Here is a 16946-nt window from a genome sequence, read left to right as displayed (position 1 = left end):
CGTGACAATATTTTTTTATCAAAAGGGTGCTTTGATAGAGAGTTCTCATCGAAAATAATGAAAAGAGGACAAAATGGTATGTCACTGTTTTCACAGACGGCGCGGGCGCAGGTATAGTAAAGCTAATGGGTAAGCAGAAGTGACGGGAAGGAGTGGTATCGATGTTTGGCTATCGCAGTAATGTGCCAAAAGTGCGTCTGACAACGGACAGGCTGGTCGTTCGTCTGGTGCATGAGCGTGATGCCTGGCGTCTGGCGGATTATTACGCCGAGAATCGCCAGTTTTTAAAACCCTGGGAACCCGTTCGGGATGAGAGCCATTGTTACCCTTCCGGCTGGCAGGCGCGCCTCAGCATGATTACGGAATTTCACAAGCAGGGCAGCGCGTTTTATTTCGCGCTGCTGGATCCTGAAGAGAAAGAGATTATCGGGATCGCCAATTTTTCAAACGTGGTGCGGGGATCGTTTCACGCCTGCTACCTTGGCTACTCCATCGGCCAGAAATGGCAGGGGCAGGGGCTGATGTACGAGGCGTTAACGGTGGCGATCCGCTATATGCAACGCACGCAGCATATCCATCGCATCATGGCGAACTATATGCCGCATAATCAGCGCAGCGGCAATTTGCTGGCGCGTTTAGGGTTCGAGAAAGAGGGTTACGCCAAAGACTATCTGCTGATAGACGGAGAGTGGCGCGACCACGTTCTGACGGCGTTAACCACCCGGGACTGGACCGCAGGTCGTTAAGGAGAAAAGATGAAGTATAAGCTAAACGGTACAGAAGCGCGCGTGATTGGGTGCTTACTCGAAAAACAGGTCACCACGCCGGAGCAGTATCCGCTCTCCGTCAATGCCGTGACCATGGCCTGCAACCAGAAGACCAACCGCGAGCCGGTGATGAACCTCAGCGAGCATGACGTTCAGGACGTGCTGGATGCGTTGGTAAAACGCCACTATCTGCGCACCGTCAGCGGCTTCGGCAACCGCGTGACCAAATACGAACAGCGCTTTTGTAACTCCGAATTCGGTGACCTGAAGCTGAGCAGTGCGGAAGTGGCGGTCATCACCACGCTATTGCTGCGCGGGGCGCAGACGCCGGGGGAGCTGCGCACGCGTGCTTCCCGTATGCATGAGTTCAGCGATATGCAGGAGGTCGAGCAGACCCTGGAAGGGCTGGCTTCTCGTGAAGACGGCCCATACGTGGTGCGTCTGGCCCGCGAGCCGGGCAAACGTGAAAGCCGCTATATGCATCTGTTCAGCGGCGACGTCGATGTCGCTACCGTGGAGAGCGATGCGGGATCCTCAGTAATCAATGACGGTCTTGCCGCGCGCGTAGAGGCGCTGGAGGACGAGGTCGCCGGGCTGAAACAGCGTCTGGATGCGTTGCTGGCACATTTGGGAGACTGACGGTGAAAAAATTACGCGTAGGCGTGGTGGGGCTGGGCGGCATCGCGCAGAAAGCCTGGCTGCCTGTTTTAGGTGCGGCGACGGACTGGACCCTGCAAGGGGCATGGTCACCCACCCGCGAAAAGGCAGAACGTATCTGCGAAACCTGGCGCATTCCGTATGCCGCCTCCCTGCAGGATCTGGCCCGCGAGTGTGATGCGGTTTTTGTGCATACCTCAACGGCAACCCACTATCAGGTGGTGAGCGAGCTGCTCAATGCGGGGGTTCACGTCTGCGTGGATAAACCGCTGGCGGAAAATGTTCAGGATGCCGAACGGCTGATTGAGCTGGCCGCGCGCAAAAAACTGACGCTGATGGTGGGCTTCAACCGCCGCTTTGCGCCGCTTTATCAGCAGCTGAAGGCGCAGTCGGGCACGCTCGCCTCGCTGCGGATGGATAAGCACCGTACCGACAGCATTGGGCCAAACGATCTGCGCTTTACCCTTCTGGATGATTATCTGCACGTTGTGGATACGGCGCTGTGGCTGAGCAACGGTAATGCACAGCTGAAAAGCGGTACCCTGTTGACGAATGACCAGGGGCAGATGGTCTACGCGGAACACCATTTCGCCGTTGAGCATCTTCAGATTACCACCAGCATGCACCGTCGGGCGGGAAGCCAGCGTGAATCCGTGCAGGCGGTGACCGACGGCGCGCTGTATGACATTACGGACATGCGCGAGTGGCGGGAAGAGAAGGGCAACGGCGTGGTGACGCTCCCGGCGCCAGGCTGGCAGAGCACCCTGGAGCAGCGCGGTTTCGCAGGATGCGCCCGCCACTTTATCACCTGCGTGCAAAATCAGACGGTTCCTGAAACGTCCGGCGAGCAGGCCATTCTGGCGCAGCGTATTGTGGAAAGGCTCTGGCGCGAGGCCATGAGCGAATAACTCGCTGTAACATCTGCGGATAGTAATTCGTTGAAATCCGGTTAGACTAAGCGCCGCTTGTTGGCTTTGCCGGGTGGCGCTTACGCTTACCCGGCCTACAAATCCGTATGGTTCTGGAAATTCACGTTAATGAACTTATTAAAATCGCTGGCGGCCGTCAGCTCGATGACCATGTTTTCCCGCGTGCTGGGTTTTGCGCGCGACGCCATTGTGGCACGGGTATTTGGTGCGGGGATGGCCACGGACGCCTTTTTCGTCGCGTTCAAATTGCCGAACCTGCTGCGTCGTATTTTTGCTGAAGGGGCGTTTTCTCAGGCATTCGTGCCTATCCTTGCGGAATATAAAAGCAAGCAGGGTGAAGACGCGACGCGCGTCTTTGTTTCTTATGTCTCCGGGCTGCTGACGCTGGCTTTGGCGGTGGTGACCGTACTCGGGATGCTGGCCGCGCCGTGGGTGATTATGGTGACCGCGCCCGGTTTTGCCGATACGGCTGACAAATTTGCGCTGACCTCGCAGCTGCTGCGCATTACTTTCCCCTATATTCTGCTGATCTCGCTGGCCTCGCTGGTGGGGGCGATACTCAACACCTGGAACCGCTTCTCTGTTCCGGCGTTTGCGCCGACGTTTCTTAACGTCAGCATGATCGGTTTCGCCCTGTTCGCCGCGCCGCACTTCAACCCGCCGGTGCTGGCGCTGGCCTGGGCGGTCACCGTCGGCGGCGTGCTGCAGCTGGCGTACCAGCTGCCGCATCTGAAAAAAATCGGCATGCTGGTGCTGCCGCGCATCAATCTCAAAGATGCCGGGGCGATGCGCGTGATCAAGCAGATGGGGCCTGCCATTCTCGGCGTCTCCGTCAGCCAGATCTCGCTTATCATCAACACCATCTTTGCCTCTTTCCTCGTGTCCGGCTCGGTTTCCTGGATGTACTACGCCGACCGTCTGATGGAGTTCCCGTCCGGGGTGCTGGGCGTGGCGCTGGGGACCATCCTGCTGCCGTCGCTGTCGAAAAGTTTTGCCAGCGGCAATCATGATGAATATTGCCGCCTGATGGACTGGGGTTTACGTCTTTGCTTCCTGCTGGCCCTGCCAAGCGCGGTGGCGCTGGGTATTCTGGCTAAACCGCTGACGGTGTCGCTCTTCCAGTACGGGAAATTCACCGCCTTTGATGCCGCAATGACCCAGCGCGCGCTGATTGCCTACTCGGTCGGATTGATGGGGCTGATTGTCGTCAAGGTGCTGGCGCCCGGGTTCTACTCGCGTCAGGACATTAAAACGCCGGTAAAAATTGCGATTGTGACGCTGATTATGACGCAGCTGATGAACCTGGCGTTTATTGGTCCGCTGAAGCATGCAGGCCTGTCATTGTCGATTGGTCTGGCGGCCTGTCTGAACGCCGGGCTGCTGTACTGGCAGCTGCGCAAGCAGGATATTTTCACGCCGCAGCCGGGCTGGGGGAGTTTCCTGGTGCGCCTGATCGTTGCGGTACTGGTGATGGCAGCCGCGCTGCTCGGCATGATGTACGTGATGCCGGAGTGGTCCCAGGGCACCATGCCCTACCGTCTGATGCGGCTGATGGCCGTGGTGGGCGTCGGGGTGGTGGCTTACTTTGCCACGCTCGCGGTGCTGGGCTTCAAGGTGAAAGAGTTTGCCCGCCGGACGGCATAAACGCCAAAAGGGGAGTTCACCTTATGGTGCTCCCCGCTGCATGATTTGTCGCACAGGCTTCAAATCGAAATCTTTTTAACTCCCGCAATACGCGCAGTCGCCGTCTGACCATCCGCACCGTACAGTCCGGTTTCTTTATGCGGTTTTAATACCTCAAGCGCCTGCTGATTACGCTCAATCTGACCTTCAAGCAGCCAGCCGTTGTGCTGGTTAAGATCGCGCAGGTGCTGGGTTTTTTCGGTAATGGTTTGCCAGCGCTCAACAATATCGTCATTGGCGCTGCGCTTTGGATCTTGCTCAGCGCGGCGCTGTTGCTCCAGATAATCCAGCGTTGCCAGAAGCGAACTTTTGTCTTCAGTAATACGCTGCAGCGCGCTGCCGTTGATGTGACCGGAAGAGAGATGCTGCTGTTCAGCGTCCATTACCGTTTTCAGGTCGTTCAGGACAACCGTCATTTGATCCAGTATTTCTGACAGTCGACTCATACGGTTAGTTACTCTGTAAGAAGCTCTGTGCTTCCTGAATCAGGGCATCAGCGATCTTGCTGGTATCCATTTTCAGTTCACCGTTACGAATAGCCGTTTTCAGCGCTTCAACACGTTCCATATTGATATCGTTGCTGCCTGGCTGCATCAGTTTTGCCTGCGCGTCGCTCAGGGTTACGCTGGTGCTGTTGGACGTTGACGGCTTTTCCAGACGCGTTTTTTGCGTCGTCGCGTCATTCGTTTCGCGAGGTTGTACAGCGCTTACCGGCTTCAGGGCTGATGTACGATCAATGCTCATAGTGTTGTCCTCATCGAGGGTTCGCGGCGTTTGCGCCTGACATCATCATTAATGGAATATTTATCGGCACGCGCCGCAAAATCTTTAAAAAGATTATAGGTTAATCAGAATATTCCCATCAGAATCGACGGTTCCGCTCACCACCTGGCCTGAGGACATTCTGACGCGGGCATTTTGCGCCACCGCGGCATTGTTTAACGCTTTCCCTTCACTGTTGATGCTAAAGCCATCTCCGTTGGCCACGACCATCACCTGTTGACCCGCTTTTACCCGCCATGACTGACGCAGCATTGAGAGCTGCATCGGCTGGCCGGGGGCGACATCGCGCAGGCTGACGGCGTCCTGTGCCTGGTTCATTTCCAGCATGGTGCGTGGAGGCAGCTGATCCAGACGGCCGCGCTTTAACGTCACGCTGTTCGTCTGCAGCACGGTGCCGCGCGCAATGGGCACGGCGGCGACAACATAATTGCCCGTCGCCTGAACTGCAACCTGTAAATAGCGTTTTTCGTTGGCGCAGCGTGCCAGCACGTTCACATTCCCCCACAGCCGGGTGGTCCCCGTCACGCTGAATGACGGTTGGTCACAGGTCGGGTACAGATTCGGTGGGGTGCGCACGGTAACGTTAACCTCATCGCTAAAGCCCGCCAGCTTTTCAGCAAAAAAAGCCGTCAGCTGATTCTGTAAGCCTTCAGCCTGTACCAGAGGGCTAAACAGCAAGAAAGTTGCCATCAGGGCACGTTTTAACGTTTGCATCGCAAGTTCCACCGTTTCCAGAGTTGAATGAATTCTACCTGCAGTGGTTTTGCATCAACGCAATAAATAGCGACGCATTTTGCGCTTATTCCGTCGATAGGGGAGACCGGGTGAGATTTAAGCTGTGAACTGAAATTTTGCCATCAGCGGAGGAGACATGCTCGATAAACTCGACGCCGCGTTACGTTTTCAGCAGGAAGCGCTCAATTTACGCGCCCAGCGGCAGGAGATTTTAGCCGCCAACATCGCTAACGCCGATACCCCAGGGTTTCAGGCGCGCGATATTGATTTTTCCAGTGAACTCAAAAAGGTGATGGAGCGTGGACGTGCCGAAGGAACGGGTGTTGCACTTGCTATGACATCCTCTCGCCATATTCCTGCTCAGGCGATGACCGCGCCAGCGACCGATTTACTTTACCGCATTCCCGATCAGCCCTCACTCGACGGTAACACCGTGGATATGGACCGGGAGCGTACGCAGTTTGCCGATAACAGCCTGAAATACCAGACGGGCCTGACCGTACTCGGCGGACAAATCAAAGGCATGATGAACGTCCTGCAGGGGGGGAACTGATAGATGGCCTTGCTGAATATTTTTGATATTGCCGGTTCGGCATTAACCGCGCAGTCCAAACGCCTGAACGTGGCTGCCAGTAACCTGGCGAACGCCGACAGCGTAACCGGACCAGACGGCCAGCCGTATCGTGCCAAACAGGTTGTCTTTCAGGTCGATGCTGCGCCAGGCGCGGCGACGGGCGGCGTGAAAGTGTCTGATGTGGTAGAGAGCCAGGCGCCGGACAGGCTGGTGTATGAGCCGGGTAACCCGCTCGCGGATGCCAGCGGATACGTGAAGATGCCAAACGTGGATGTGGTGGGTGAGATGGTGAACTCCATGTCGGCTTCCCGTAGCTACCAGGCCAACGTCGAAGTGCTTAATACCGTGAAGAGCATGATGCTCAAAACGCTCACTCTCGGCCAGTAAAGGAGACATGCATGTCCATCGCCGTAAATGTGAATGATCCTACGAACTCGGGTGTTAATAACACGAAGAGTACGACGGGTTCTAACTCCCTCACCGGGAGCAATGCCTCCGATCTTCAGGGCAGCTTTCTGACGCTGCTGGTGGCGCAGCTTAAGAACCAGGATCCCACCAACCCAATGCAGAACAACGAACTGACCACGCAGCTTGCGCAGATCAGCACCGTGAGCGGCATTGAGAAACTCAACACCACTCTTGGTTCCGTCTCTGGACAGATTAATAGCGCCCAGTCTCTGCAGGCGGCAAGCCTGATCGGTCACGGGGTGATGATCCCGGGTACCACGATCCTGGCGGGCACCAGCACCACCGATGGCAACGCCACCACGACCACCACGCCGTTTGGCGTTGAGCTGCAGCAGCCAGCAGAGAAAGTTACCGCAACCATTACCGATGGCAACGGCACGGTCGTGCGCACCATTGATATTGGTGAGCTGAAGGCGGGCGTTCACACCTTTACCTGGGATGGCAGCCTGACCGACGGCACAAAAGCACCAAACGGATCCTACAAAGTGGCGATCAGCGCCAGCAACGGGACAACCCAGCTGGTGGCGCAGCCGCTGCAGTTCGCGCTGGTCCAGGGCGTAATTAAAGGTAGCGACGGCAACAAACTGGATTTGGGTACCTCTGGTACCACCACACTCGACGAAGTTCGGCAGATTATCTAAGCCTTAACACTTATCAGGAGTAAGTCATGGCCTTTTCTCAAGCGGTCAGCGGCCTGAATGCTGCGGCCACCAACCTGGACGTCATTGGCAACAACATCGCCAACTCCGCGACCTATGGTTTTAAATCCGGTTCTGCTTCCTTTGCAGACATGTTTGCCGGTTCCAAAGTCGGCCTCGGCGTGAAGGTTGCAGGCATCACTCAGGACTTTACCGACGGCACCACTACCAATACCGGTCGCGGTCTGGACGTTGCCATTAGCCAGAACGGTTTCTTCCGTATGGTCGATTCAAACGGCTCTGTGTTCTACAGCCGTAACGGCCAGTTCAAGCTGGACGAAAACCGTACGCTGGTGAACATGCAGGGTATGCAGCTGACGGGCTACCCGGTAGCGGGAACGCCTCCAACCGTTCAGACCGGTGCGAACCCTCAGGCTATCACCATTCCGAATACGCTGATGTCGGCGAAAGCCACCACCACCGCGACGCAGCAGATCAACCTCAACTCAACCGACCCTGTTCAAACTGCCCCGTTCGATGCGACTAACCCGGATACCTATAACAAAAAAGGTACCGTGACCGTCTTCGACAGCCAGGGTAACGCCCATAACATGTATGTCTACTACGTGAAGACAGCTAACAATAAATGGGATCTTTACACTCAGGACGGCAGCGTAGCAGGTTCTACAGCGACGAAAGCGGCGCAGATGAACTTTGATGCGAACGGTAACCTGGCGGGTGTCTATAACTACGACGCTGCGGGTGCACTGAGCGGAACGCCAAACGCCACGCCGGCCATCAACATCACCACCGGCTCTGTCGGCGGTGCGACGGCTGCGAATTTCTCCCTGAGCTTCCAGAACTCCATGCAGCAGAACACCGGCGCGAACAGCGTTGTGGCAACCAATCAGAACGGTTACAAGCCAGGCGACCTGGTCAGCTACCAGATCAACGACGATGGCACCGTGGTGGGAAGCTACTCTAACGAACAGTCTCAGGTGCTGGGCCAGATCGTGCTGGCTAACTTCGCCAACAACGAAGGCCTGAAATCGGAAGGCGACAACGTTTGGTCTGCCTCCCAGTCTTCCGGCGTGGCGCTGCTGGGTACCGCAGGCACCGGTAACTTCGGCAAGCTGACCAACGGCGCGCTGGAAGCCTCCAACGTGGACATGAGTAAAGAACTGGTGAACATGATTGTCGCGCAGCGTAACTATCAGTCGAACGCGCAGACCATCAAAACCCAGGATCAGATCCTCAACACGCTGGTTAACCTGCGTTAAGCGGCTAACAGGAAAGCGCAATGGATCACGCAATATATACCGCGATGGGCGCGGCAAGTCAGACGCTCAATCAGCAGGCCGTTACCGCCAGCAACCTGGCAAACGCCTCAACGCCGGGCTTTCGCGCACAACTTAATGCGCTGCGCGCGGTGCCGGTTGAAGGGCTTTCCCTGCCGACCCGTACGCTGGTGACGGCATCGACCCCTGGCGCAGATATGACGCCAGGGCAGATGGACTACACCTCGCGCCCGCTGGACGTTGCCCTGCAGCAGGACGGCTGGCTGGCGGTGCAAACTGCGGACGGCAGCGAAGGCTATACCCGTAACGGGAATATCCAGGTGAGCGCGACCGGCCAGCTGACGATTCAGGGTCATCCGGTGATGGGTGAAGCGGGCCCGCTGACCGTGCCGGAAGGCTCTGAGCTGACTATCGCCGCGGACGGCACCATTTCGGCGCTGAACCCGGGCGACCCGGCCAACACCGTTGCGCCCGTCGGACGTCTGAAGCTGGTTAAGGCGGAAGGCAAAGACGTGCAGCGTGGCGATGACGGCATGTTCCGTCTGACCCAGGCGGCGCAGGCGACGCGTGGTGCCACGTTACAGGCCGACCCGAGCATCCGCGTGATGTCCGGCGTTCTGGAAGGCAGCAACGTTAAGCCGGTAGCCGCCATGAGCGACATGATCGCCAGCGCCCGTCGTTTTGAAATGCAGATGAAGATCATCAGCAGCGTGGATGAAAACGCGGGCAAGGCTAACCAACTTCTGGCTATGAGTTAACAGGACTCCTTATGATCAGTTCTTTATGGATCGCGAAAACAGGCCTGGACGCCCAGCAAACCAATATGGACGTGATTGCCAACAACCTGGCAAACGTGAGCACCAATGGTTTCAAGCGTCAGCGCGCCGTTTTCGAAGATTTGCTTTATCAAACCATCCGCCAGCCGGGCGCGCAGTCTTCTGAACAGACGACGCTGCCGTCGGGCCTGCAGATCGGTACCGGCGTTCGCCCGGTGGCCACCGAGCGCCTGCACAGCCAGGGCAACCTGTCTCAGACCAACAACAGTAAAGACGTGGCAATCAAAGGCCAGGGCTTCTTCCAGGTGCAGCTGCCTGACGGTACCTCTGCCTATACCCGCGACGGTTCGTTCCAGGTCGATCAGAACGGCCAGCTGGTGACGGCGGGCGGTTTCCAGGTTCAGCCTGCGATTACCATCCCGGCGAACGCCCTGAGCATCACCATCGGACGTGACGGTGTGGTCAGCGTGACTCAGCAGGGACAGGCCGCGCCGGTTCAGGTTGGGCAGCTCAACCTGACCACCTTCATGAACGATACCGGTCTGGAAAGCATTGGTGAGAACCTCTACACCGAAACGCAATCCTCCGGTACGCCCAATGAGAGCACCCCGGGCCTGAACGGTGCGGGCCTGCTGTACCAGGGTTATGTTGAAACGTCCAACGTGAACGTGGCGGAAGAGCTGGTGAATATGATCCAGGTTCAGCGCGCGTATGAAATTAACAGTAAAGCAGTGTCGACGACCGACCAGATGCTGCAGAAACTGACGCAACTCTAAGGTGTAGCCCGGTGCGGTAAACGCCGCACCGGCTCCCTGTTTTCGAAGATGAAGGCAATGCAAAAAAACGCGGCGTTTCGTTATCCGATACTGACTGTTCTGGCTGTCACCCTCAGCGGGTGTGCTTTGATCCCGTCTAAACCATTGGTCCAGGGTGCGACGACTGCCCAACCCGTTCCTGGCCCAGCGCCAGTGGTAAACGGCTCCATTTTCCAGACCGCGCAGCCGATTAATTACGGCTATCAGCCGCTGTTTGAAGATCGCCGCCCGCGTAACGTCGGCGATACATTGACCATTGTGCTGCAGGAAAACGTCAGCGCGAGCAAGAGCTCGTCGGCGAACGCCAGCCGCGATGGCAAAACCAATTTTGGCTTCGATACCGTGCCACGCTATCTCGAAGGGCTGTTCGGCAACGCGCGTGCTGATGTGAACGCGTCCGGCGGCAACACCTTTAACGGCAAAGGCGGCGCGAACGCCAGCAACACCTTCAGCGGTACGCTGACGGTCACGGTTGACCAGGTACTGGTTAACGGCAACTTGCACGTTGTGGGTGAAAAACAGATCGCCATCAACCAGGGCACTGAATTCATTCGCTTCTCGGGCGTGGTTAACCCTCGCACCATCAGCGGCACCAACACCGTTCCGTCCACCCAGGTGGCGGATGCGCGCATTGAGTACGTCGGTAACGGCTATATCAATGAAGCGCAAAATATGGGTTGGCTGCAGCGCTTCTTCCTTAATTTATCGCCGATGTAAGCGAGGTGACCCATGTTTAAATCGATCTTCGCCGTGGCGCTCGCGCTGGTGGCAACCTTTGCCCAGGCTGACCGTATTCGCGACCTCACCAGCGTTCAGGGCGTACGTGAAAACTCCCTGATTGGCTACGGCCTGGTGGTGGGGCTGGATGGTACCGGTGACCAGACGACACAGACGCCGTTCACCACCCAAAGCCTGAACAACATGCTTTCCCAGCTCGGCATTACCGTGCCGGCGGGAACCAACATGCAGCTGAAAAACGTGGCCGCGGTAATGGTCACCGCCTCCTTCCCGGCGTTTGCGCGTCAGGGGCAGACCATTGACGTGGTGGTCTCCTCAATGGGTAACGCCAAAAGCCTGCGCGGCGGTACGCTGTTGATGACCCCGCTGAAAGGCGTTGACAGCCAGGTGTATGCGCTGGCGCAGGGGAACATTCTGGTTGGCGGGGCGGGAGCATCCGCAGGCGGAAGCAGCGTGCAGGTGAACCAGCTGAACGGCGGTCGTATCACCAACGGGGCGATCATTGAGCGTGAACTGCCAACCCAGTTTGGCACAGGCAATACCATTAACCTGCAGCTCAATAATGAAGACTTCACGATGGCGCAGCAAATTGCCGATACCATCAACCGCAGCCGCGGCTACGGTAATGCAACGGCACTCGATGCGCGCACCGTGCAGATCCGTACCTCCACCGGCAGCAGCAACCAGGTGCGCATGCTGGCGGATATCCAGAATATGGAAGTGAACGTTCCGGTACAGGATGCCAAGGTGATCATCAACTCCCGTACCGGCTCGGTGGTGATGAACCGGGAAGTGTCGCTGGACAGCTGTGCCGTCGCGCAGGGTAACCTTTCCGTGACGGTAAACCGCTCCGCGAACGTGAGCCAGCCGAATACGCCATTTGGTGGTGGTCAGACGGTGGTGACGCCGCAAACGCAGATTGATATGCGTCAGAGCGGCGGGTCACTGCAGAGCGTTCGCTCCAGCGCCAACCTGAACAGCGTGGTGCGTGCCCTGAACGCCCTGGGCGCAACGCCGATGGACCTGATGTCCACCCTGCAATCCATGCAAAGCGCGGGCTGCCTGCGCGCCAAACTGGAAATCATCTAATGCTGACCGATAGCAAACTGTTGACCAGTGCAGCCTGGGACGCCCAGTCGCTCAACGAACTGAAAACCAAAGCAGGAAAAGACCCGGCGGCGAATATCCGCCCGGTCGCCCGCCAGGTGGAGGGGATGTTTGTACAGATGATGCTGAAAAGCATGCGTGAAACCCTGCCGAAAGACGGGATGTTCAGCAGTGATTCAACGCGTCTCTACACCAGCATGTATGACCAGCAGATTGCGCAGCAGATGACCGCCGGTAAAGGCCTCGGTCTGGCAGACATGATTGTGAAACAGACCGCAGCCGCGCAGGGCATTCAGCCTCAGGAGCAGCCGCAGCAGGTGCCGATGAAGTTCGACCTGGAAACGGTGACCAGTTACCAAAACCAGGCTCTGACGCAGCTGGTGCGTAAAGCCATGCCAAAAGCCACGGGCAGCGGCGATGAGCCGCTCTCCGGTGACAGCAAAGACTTCCTGGCGCAGCTTTCGCTGCCTGCGCGTCTTGCCAGCGAACAGAGCGGCGTGCCGCATCACCTGATTCTGGCGCAGGCTGCGCTGGAGTCGGGCTGGGGCCAGCGCCAGATCCGCAAGGAAAACGGCGAGCCGAGCTTCAACATCTTCGGCGTGAAGGCCACCTCCAGCTGGAAGGGGCCGACAACGGAGATCACGACCACCGAATACGAGAACGGTGCGGCGGTGAAGGTCAAAGCAAAATTCCGCGTCTACAGCTCTTATCTGGAAGCATTGTCCGATTATGTCGGCCTGCTGAGCCGAAATCCGCGTTATACCGCCGTTACGCAGGCGGCGACGGCGGAGCAGGGAGCTCAGGCGCTGCAAAACGCGGGCTACGCGACTGACCCGAACTATGCGCGTAAGCTCACCAGCATGATCCAGCAGCTGAAATCCATGGGCGAGAAGGTCAGCAAAGCCTATAGCACAGATATTGAAAATCTGTTCTGAAAGTTCTCAAGTCCCGGTGGAGGTTGCCGATAACCTTCATCAGGACTCGTGTCTGAACGTATAAAAGGAACCCCCATGTCCAGTTTGATTAACAGCGCCATGAGTGGCCTCAGTGCTGCGCAGTCGGCACTCAATACCGTCAGTAATAATATTTCAAGCTATAACGTGGCAGGTTACACCCGCCAGACCACGGTGCTGGGCGCATCTAACAGCACGCTGACCGGCGGTGGCTGGGTGGGTAACGGAGTCTATGTCTCCGGTGTACAGCGTGAGTATGACGCCTTCATCACCAACCAGCTGCGCGCCGCGCAGACGCAGAGCAGCGGTCTGACGACGCGCTATCAGCAGATGTCAAAAATCGACGATGTGCTCTCCGATACCACCAACTCGCTCTCCACCACCCTGCAAGACTTTTTCAAAAGCCTGCAAACCCTGGTGAGCAACGCGGAAGACCCGGCTGCACGTCAGACGGTGCTGGGTAAAGCGAGTGGTCTGGTCAATCAGTTTAAAACCACCGATCAGTATCTCCGTGACCAGGATACGCAGGTTAATACCGCCATCTCCAGCAGCGTGTCTCAGATCAACAACTACGCGACACAGATTGCGAATCTGAACGATCAGATTTCTCGTCTGACCGGTGTCGGTGCGGGTGCTTCACCTAACGACCTGCTTGACCAGCGCGATCAGCTTGTGACCGAACTGAACAAAATCGTGGGCGTGGAAGTCTCGGTACAGGATAGCGGCACGTTTAATATCTCTCTCGGCAACGGTTACAGCCTGGTGCAGGGCAGCAAAGCCAGCCAGCTGGCGGCCGTGAAGTCCAGCGCCGATCCGGCTCGTACGACCATCGCCTACGTCGATGACGTGGCGGGCAATATTGAGATCCCCGAGAAATTTATCACCACCGGTTCTTTGGGCGGTTTACTGAGCTTCCGTAATGAAGATCTGGATAAAGCCCGTAACAGCCTGAACCAGATGGCGCTGGCCTTTGCCGATGCGATGAACACGCAGCATGAAGCCGGTTTTGATGCAAACGGTGATGCGGGCGGTAAGCTGTTCAACTTTGGTTCTCCGGCGGTGCTTTCCAACAGCAAGAACGGCGGCTCGGCCGTTGTCACGGCCTCTGTGACGGACAGTAAACAGGTCCAGGCGACAGACTATAAGCTGCAGTTTAACGGCACTGACTGGACGGTCACCCGCACATCAGACAAAACCAGCTTTACGATGAGCCCGGATGCCGGCGGTAATCTGTCGTTTGATGGCCTTAACGTCAACGTCAGCGGCACGGCAAATACCAAAGATAGTTTCACCGTGAAGCCTGTTTCCAACGTCATCATGAACATGGATCTCGCGATCAGCGACGAGTCCAAACTGGCGATGGCATCGGTGCAGAACGGCGGCGAAAGTGACAACCGTAACGGTCAAAAACTGCTCGATCTGCAAAACGGCAAAGTAGTGGGTGGGAATAAAACCTTCAACGATGCGTATGCCTCTCTCGTCAGTACCGTCGGTAGCTCAACGGCGTCACTGAAGGTGAGTAGCCAGACGAAAGCCAATGTGGAAACGCAGCTTATCAAGCAGCAGCAGACCATCTCTGGGGTAAACCTCGACGAAGAGTATGGCAATTTGCAGCGTTATCAGCAGTATTACCTGGCCAATGCCCAGGTATTACAAACTGCCAGTACGCTCTTCGATGCAATTATCAACATTCGTTAAGGTTGAGGTGAACAATGCGTATTAGCACCCAGATGATGTATGAGCAGAACATGCGTGGGATCACCGATTCCCAGAGCAGATGGCTGAGCTACGGTGAGCAGATGTCCACCGGTAAGCGCGTCAATCGTCCTTCGGACGATCCTATCGCCGCGTCGCAGGCCATCGTTCTGTCGCAATCTCAGTCGCAAAACAGCCAGTTCGCACTCGCGCGTACCTTTGCAACGCAGAAGGTCTCGCTGGAAGATAACGTGTTAACCCAGGTGAATACCGCGATCTCAAGCGTGCGCGAGAAGCTGGTTTACGCCTCAAACGGCACATTAAGCGATGACGACCGTCTTTCTCTGGCGACCGATATTCAGGGGATCCGCGATCAGCTTATGAACCTGGCCAACACGACGGATGGCAACGGTCGCTTTATCTTTGCGGGATACAAAACCGAGAGCGCACCGTTTGATGCCGCGACCGGGGATTACAACGGCGGTGCAGAGGCTATCACGCAGCAGGTTGATACGGCGCGAAATATGACCATTAGCCATACCGGACAGCAAATTTTCGAAAGCATTACCAGTAATGCGGAACAGCTGCCGGGCGGTGGATATGGCGAAACAAACATGTTCAAAATCCTGGATTCTGCCATTGCGTCGCTGAAGACACCGATTGAGAACGATCCGGCTGCCGCAACGGCGCAAAGCCAGGTGATTACCAATGCGCAAATCGGCATCAAAAACGCCCAGAACAATGTCCTGACGGTCGTTGCGGATGTGGGAACCAAGATGAACGAGCTGGAAAAACTCGATACGCTGGGTGATGACCGCGCCCTGGGTCAGACCAAGCAGATGAGTGACCTGGTGGATGTTGACTGGAACGAAGCGATTTCCTCTTACACCATGCAGCAGGCGGCCTTGCAGGCGTCTTATAAAGCGTTTAGCGATATGCAGGGCATGTCTCTGTTCCAGCTGAACAAATAACATCTTGACCTCTTAGAGCATGTCTTGAAACTGGGCATGTTTTACTGCCCAATCCGTCTGGATTGGGCATTTTTTTATGCAACTTCCGCCGGTGCGGAGGCGACACGTGTGCTTTCTATCAGACGGATTGCCAGCGCAATGACGCCACAGACTGTCGCCAGAGCGACCACGCCCGTCCAGCCGGCTAGCGAGTAGATATTGCTGCCTAACGCGGAGCCCAGCGCCATCCCGATAAAGACCACCGTAAAGAGCAGGGCATTGAGACGACCCCGCGCCTGCGGTTCAAGGCTGTATACCAGGTTCTGGTGAGCGACCAGGCTGGACTGCAGACCCAGGTCGAACCCGACGGCAGAGACGGCGATCAGTATCAGCTGTCCATGAACGCTCAACGCGGGCATCAGGAACATCAGAGCGAATGAAACGGTCACAAGAACGGCACCAAGCTGCGTGACTTTTCCTGCGCCCAGTTTGTCCGCAAGACCCCCCGCCAGCGGGGCAGCTAACGCACCGGCGGCACCTGCAATACCAAAGCCCCCCGCTACGGCACTGCCCAGGTGATAGCGTTCCAGCAGCATGACCGCAAGCGTAGACCAGAAGGCGCTAAAGGCAATCGACAGAAAACCCTGAGCCAGCGCCGCACGGCGCAGCGCCGGATAGCGACGCCACAGATGTTCCATTGAGCGCATCAGCGCGGGGTAGCTCAGCGTGGAGTGAATGGCAAAACGGGGAAGCACAAACCACATCATCACTCCGATGAACGCAATGCTCGCCGCTGCCAGCTGGTACATGACGCGCCAGCCAAACGCTTCGCCCACCACGCCGCTTACGGTTCTTGATAATAAGATACCCATCAGCAGCCCGGTCATTACCGTGCCCACGGTTTTCCCCTGTTTACCCTCCGGCGCAAGAATGGCCGCAGCAGGGACGATATCCTGTGCCATGGTGGCGGCCATGCCGATGAGCAGGCTTGCCAGCAGCAGAGAATGGATCTGCCCGGTCAGGCTACAGCCGAGAAGAAACAGCGCCAGCGCCGCACTCTTTATCAGGATTAACGTCCTGCGGTCGTGGCGATCGCCGAGCGGTAGCAGGAACAGGATCCCCAGGGCATATCCCGCCTGGGTGAGCGTCGGGACCATGCCCATTCCTTCGATACTCAGGTGAAGGTCTGCGCCCATCAGCGGCAGCAGAGGCTGGGCATAATAGATAGATGCCACGCTGAAACCTGCACCTATCGCCAGCATTAAGATTACCCAGCGGCTCACGGCATGGGCGGCGTTTGTTGTGTTCATAAGATGTTCCTCATTCGTCGTGTGAGGCTATTTTTTATCAGTACGCCTTGCGACGGTAGCGGGCCCGGTG

At 57.0% G+C, this 16946-nt stretch carries 19 protein-coding genes; 15 read left to right on the top strand and 4 right to left on the bottom strand.

The genetic code is table 11. From position 1 onward, the window contains the following. Positions 1 to 161: 161 nt before the first annotated feature. The 4 genes from rimJ to murJ all read left to right on the top strand — a co-directional run bounded on the left by rimJ (position 162) and on the right by murJ (position 3997). The gene (rimJ, locus tag V4835_RS15050) at positions 162 to 746 is read left to right on the top strand and encodes a ribosomal protein S5-alanine N-acetyltransferase (RefSeq protein ID WP_008500822.1); all 585 of its coding nucleotides are present in this window, start codon (positions 162 to 164) and stop codon (positions 744 to 746) included. Between the two features lie 9 nt (positions 747 to 755). Beyond that, positions 756 to 1406, top strand: a complete 651-nt coding sequence (locus V4835_RS15045; RefSeq protein ID WP_331412652.1) for a YceH family protein — start codon at positions 756 to 758, stop codon at positions 1404 to 1406. 2 nt (positions 1407 to 1408) lie between these two features. Then, complete coding sequence (locus V4835_RS15040) at positions 1409 to 2332, top strand: Gfo/Idh/MocA family protein (protein WP_311390710.1); 924 nt, start codon at positions 1409 to 1411, stop codon at positions 2330 to 2332. Between the two features lie 129 nt (positions 2333 to 2461). Continuing rightward, positions 2462 to 3997: a murein biosynthesis integral membrane protein MurJ gene (gene murJ / locus V4835_RS15035; RefSeq protein ID WP_331412650.1), complete on the top strand. Its 1536-nt coding sequence runs from the start codon at positions 2462 to 2464 to the stop codon at positions 3995 to 3997. A gap of 59 nt (positions 3998 to 4056) precedes the next feature. Here the strand turns inward: murJ and flgN are convergent, their stop codons facing one another. The 3 genes from flgN to flgA form a co-directional block, all read right to left on the bottom strand. Further along, on the bottom strand, positions 4057 to 4482 hold the full coding sequence (flgN, locus tag V4835_RS15030; RefSeq protein WP_025755834.1) for a flagella biosynthesis chaperone FlgN: 426 nt from the start codon (positions 4480 to 4482) through the stop codon (positions 4057 to 4059). A 4-nt stretch (positions 4483 to 4486) separates the two neighbouring features. Beyond that, positions 4487 to 4780: a flagellar biosynthesis anti-sigma factor FlgM gene (flgM, locus tag V4835_RS15025; protein ID WP_023335261.1), complete on the bottom strand. Its 294-nt coding sequence runs from the start codon at positions 4778 to 4780 to the stop codon at positions 4487 to 4489. A 93-nt stretch (positions 4781 to 4873) separates the two neighbouring features. Further along, a complete protein-coding gene (flgA, locus tag V4835_RS15020; RefSeq protein WP_331412648.1) occupies positions 4874 to 5533 on the bottom strand; it encodes a flagellar basal body P-ring formation chaperone FlgA in 660 nt (219 codons plus the stop codon). A 157-nt stretch (positions 5534 to 5690) separates the two neighbouring features. On the opposite strand from flgA, the gene flgB reads away from it, so the two are divergent. The 11 genes from flgB (at position 5691) to flgL (ending at position 15587) form a co-directional block, all read left to right on the top strand. Further along, positions 5691 to 6107 (top strand): flagellar basal body rod protein FlgB, encoded by a 417-nt coding sequence (gene flgB / locus V4835_RS15015; RefSeq protein ID WP_023311135.1) that lies wholly within the window; start codon positions 5691 to 5693, stop codon positions 6105 to 6107. A gap of 3 nt (positions 6108 to 6110) precedes the next feature. Next, positions 6111 to 6515, top strand: a complete 405-nt coding sequence (gene flgC / locus V4835_RS15010; RefSeq protein ID WP_008500814.1) for a flagellar basal body rod protein FlgC — start codon at positions 6111 to 6113, stop codon at positions 6513 to 6515. A gap of 11 nt (positions 6516 to 6526) precedes the next feature. Beyond that, positions 6527 to 7237, top strand: coding sequence for a flagellar hook assembly protein FlgD (flgD, locus tag V4835_RS15005; protein ID WP_063144650.1), 711 nt, complete (start codon positions 6527 to 6529; stop codon positions 7235 to 7237). Positions 7238 to 7263: 26 nt separating this feature from the next. Further along, complete coding sequence (gene flgE, locus V4835_RS15000; protein WP_331412647.1) at positions 7264 to 8514, top strand: flagellar hook protein FlgE; 1251 nt, start codon at positions 7264 to 7266, stop codon at positions 8512 to 8514. Between the two features lie 20 nt (positions 8515 to 8534). Then, positions 8535 to 9290: a flagellar basal body rod protein FlgF gene (locus tag V4835_RS14995; RefSeq protein ID WP_029740347.1), complete on the top strand. Its 756-nt coding sequence runs from the start codon at positions 8535 to 8537 to the stop codon at positions 9288 to 9290. 11 nt (positions 9291 to 9301) lie between these two features. Further along, on the top strand, positions 9302 to 10084 hold the full coding sequence (flgG, locus tag V4835_RS14990) for a flagellar basal-body rod protein FlgG (RefSeq protein ID WP_008500810.1): 783 nt from the start codon (positions 9302 to 9304) through the stop codon (positions 10082 to 10084). Between the two features lie 57 nt (positions 10085 to 10141). After that, positions 10142 to 10840 carry a flagellar basal body L-ring protein FlgH gene (gene flgH, locus V4835_RS14985; protein WP_024909015.1) on the top strand — a complete coding sequence of 233 codons (699 nt, stop codon included), beginning with the start codon at positions 10142 to 10144 and terminating at the stop codon, positions 10838 to 10840. A 12-nt stretch (positions 10841 to 10852) separates the two neighbouring features. Continuing rightward, entirely contained in the window at positions 10853 to 11950 is a 1098-nt protein-coding gene (locus V4835_RS14980; protein WP_331412646.1) for a flagellar basal body P-ring protein FlgI, read from the top strand. Then, the gene (gene flgJ, locus V4835_RS14975; RefSeq protein WP_331412645.1) at positions 11950 to 12903 is read left to right on the top strand and encodes a flagellar assembly peptidoglycan hydrolase FlgJ; all 954 of its coding nucleotides are present in this window, start codon (positions 11950 to 11952) and stop codon (positions 12901 to 12903) included. The genes V4835_RS14980 and flgJ overlap by 1 nt, the downstream gene beginning before the upstream one ends. A 75-nt stretch (positions 12904 to 12978) precedes the next feature. Continuing rightward, on the top strand, positions 12979 to 14619 hold the full coding sequence (flgK, locus tag V4835_RS14970) for a flagellar hook-associated protein FlgK (protein ID WP_331412643.1): 1641 nt from the start codon (positions 12979 to 12981) through the stop codon (positions 14617 to 14619). Between the two features lie 14 nt (positions 14620 to 14633). Next, complete coding sequence (flgL, locus tag V4835_RS14965; RefSeq protein WP_063144641.1) at positions 14634 to 15587, top strand: flagellar hook-associated protein FlgL; 954 nt, start codon at positions 14634 to 14636, stop codon at positions 15585 to 15587. A 74-nt stretch (positions 15588 to 15661) separates the two neighbouring features. Here flgL and V4835_RS14960 read toward each other — a convergent pair whose 3' ends face one another. After that, complete coding sequence (locus V4835_RS14960) at positions 15662 to 16876, bottom strand: MFS transporter (protein WP_331412642.1); 1215 nt, start codon at positions 16874 to 16876, stop codon at positions 15662 to 15664. Positions 16877 to 16946 lie beyond the last annotated feature (70 nt).

This window comes from Enterobacter cloacae complex sp. CARB60, from assembly GCF_036487345.1.
In the GTDB taxonomy this organism is placed as follows: domain Bacteria; phylum Pseudomonadota; class Gammaproteobacteria; order Enterobacterales; family Enterobacteriaceae; genus Enterobacter; species Enterobacter asburiae_D.
This window is presented reverse-complemented; position numbering and strand designations above follow the sequence as displayed.

Coding starts and splice junctions, on each gene's coding strand:
- flgJ (WP_331412645.1), top strand. CDS start 11,950: ATGCTGACCGATAGCAAACTGTTGACCAGTGCAGCCTGGGACGCCCAG.
- rimJ (WP_008500822.1), top strand. CDS start 162: ATGTTTGGCTATCGCAGTAATGTGCCAAAAGTGCGTCTGACAACGGAC.
- V4835_RS14980 (WP_331412646.1), top strand. CDS start 10,853: ATGTTTAAATCGATCTTCGCCGTGGCGCTCGCGCTGGTGGCAACCTTT.
- flgK (WP_331412643.1), top strand. CDS start 12,979: ATGTCCAGTTTGATTAACAGCGCCATGAGTGGCCTCAGTGCTGCGCAG.
- flgD (WP_063144650.1), top strand. CDS start 6,527: ATGTCCATCGCCGTAAATGTGAATGATCCTACGAACTCGGGTGTTAAT.
- murJ (WP_331412650.1), top strand. CDS start 2,462: ATGAACTTATTAAAATCGCTGGCGGCCGTCAGCTCGATGACCATGTTT.
- V4835_RS14995 (WP_029740347.1), top strand. CDS start 8,535: ATGGATCACGCAATATATACCGCGATGGGCGCGGCAAGTCAGACGCTC.
- flgG (WP_008500810.1), top strand. CDS start 9,302: ATGATCAGTTCTTTATGGATCGCGAAAACAGGCCTGGACGCCCAGCAA.
- V4835_RS15045 (WP_331412652.1), top strand. CDS start 756: ATGAAGTATAAGCTAAACGGTACAGAAGCGCGCGTGATTGGGTGCTTA.
- flgH (WP_024909015.1), top strand. CDS start 10,142: ATGCAAAAAAACGCGGCGTTTCGTTATCCGATACTGACTGTTCTGGCT.
- flgM (WP_023335261.1), bottom strand. CDS start 4,780: ATGAGCATTGATCGTACATCAGCCCTGAAGCCGGTAAGCGCTGTACAA.
- flgE (WP_331412647.1), top strand. CDS start 7,264: ATGGCCTTTTCTCAAGCGGTCAGCGGCCTGAATGCTGCGGCCACCAAC.
- flgA (WP_331412648.1), bottom strand. CDS start 5,533: ATGCAAACGTTAAAACGTGCCCTGATGGCAACTTTCTTGCTGTTTAGC.
- flgB (WP_023311135.1), top strand. CDS start 5,691: ATGCTCGATAAACTCGACGCCGCGTTACGTTTTCAGCAGGAAGCGCTC.
- flgN (WP_025755834.1), bottom strand. CDS start 4,482: ATGAGTCGACTGTCAGAAATACTGGATCAAATGACGGTTGTCCTGAAC.
- V4835_RS14960 (WP_331412642.1), bottom strand. CDS start 16,876: ATGAACACAACAAACGCCGCCCATGCCGTGAGCCGCTGGGTAATCTTA.
- flgC (WP_008500814.1), top strand. CDS start 6,111: ATGGCCTTGCTGAATATTTTTGATATTGCCGGTTCGGCATTAACCGCG.
- flgL (WP_063144641.1), top strand. CDS start 14,634: ATGCGTATTAGCACCCAGATGATGTATGAGCAGAACATGCGTGGGATC.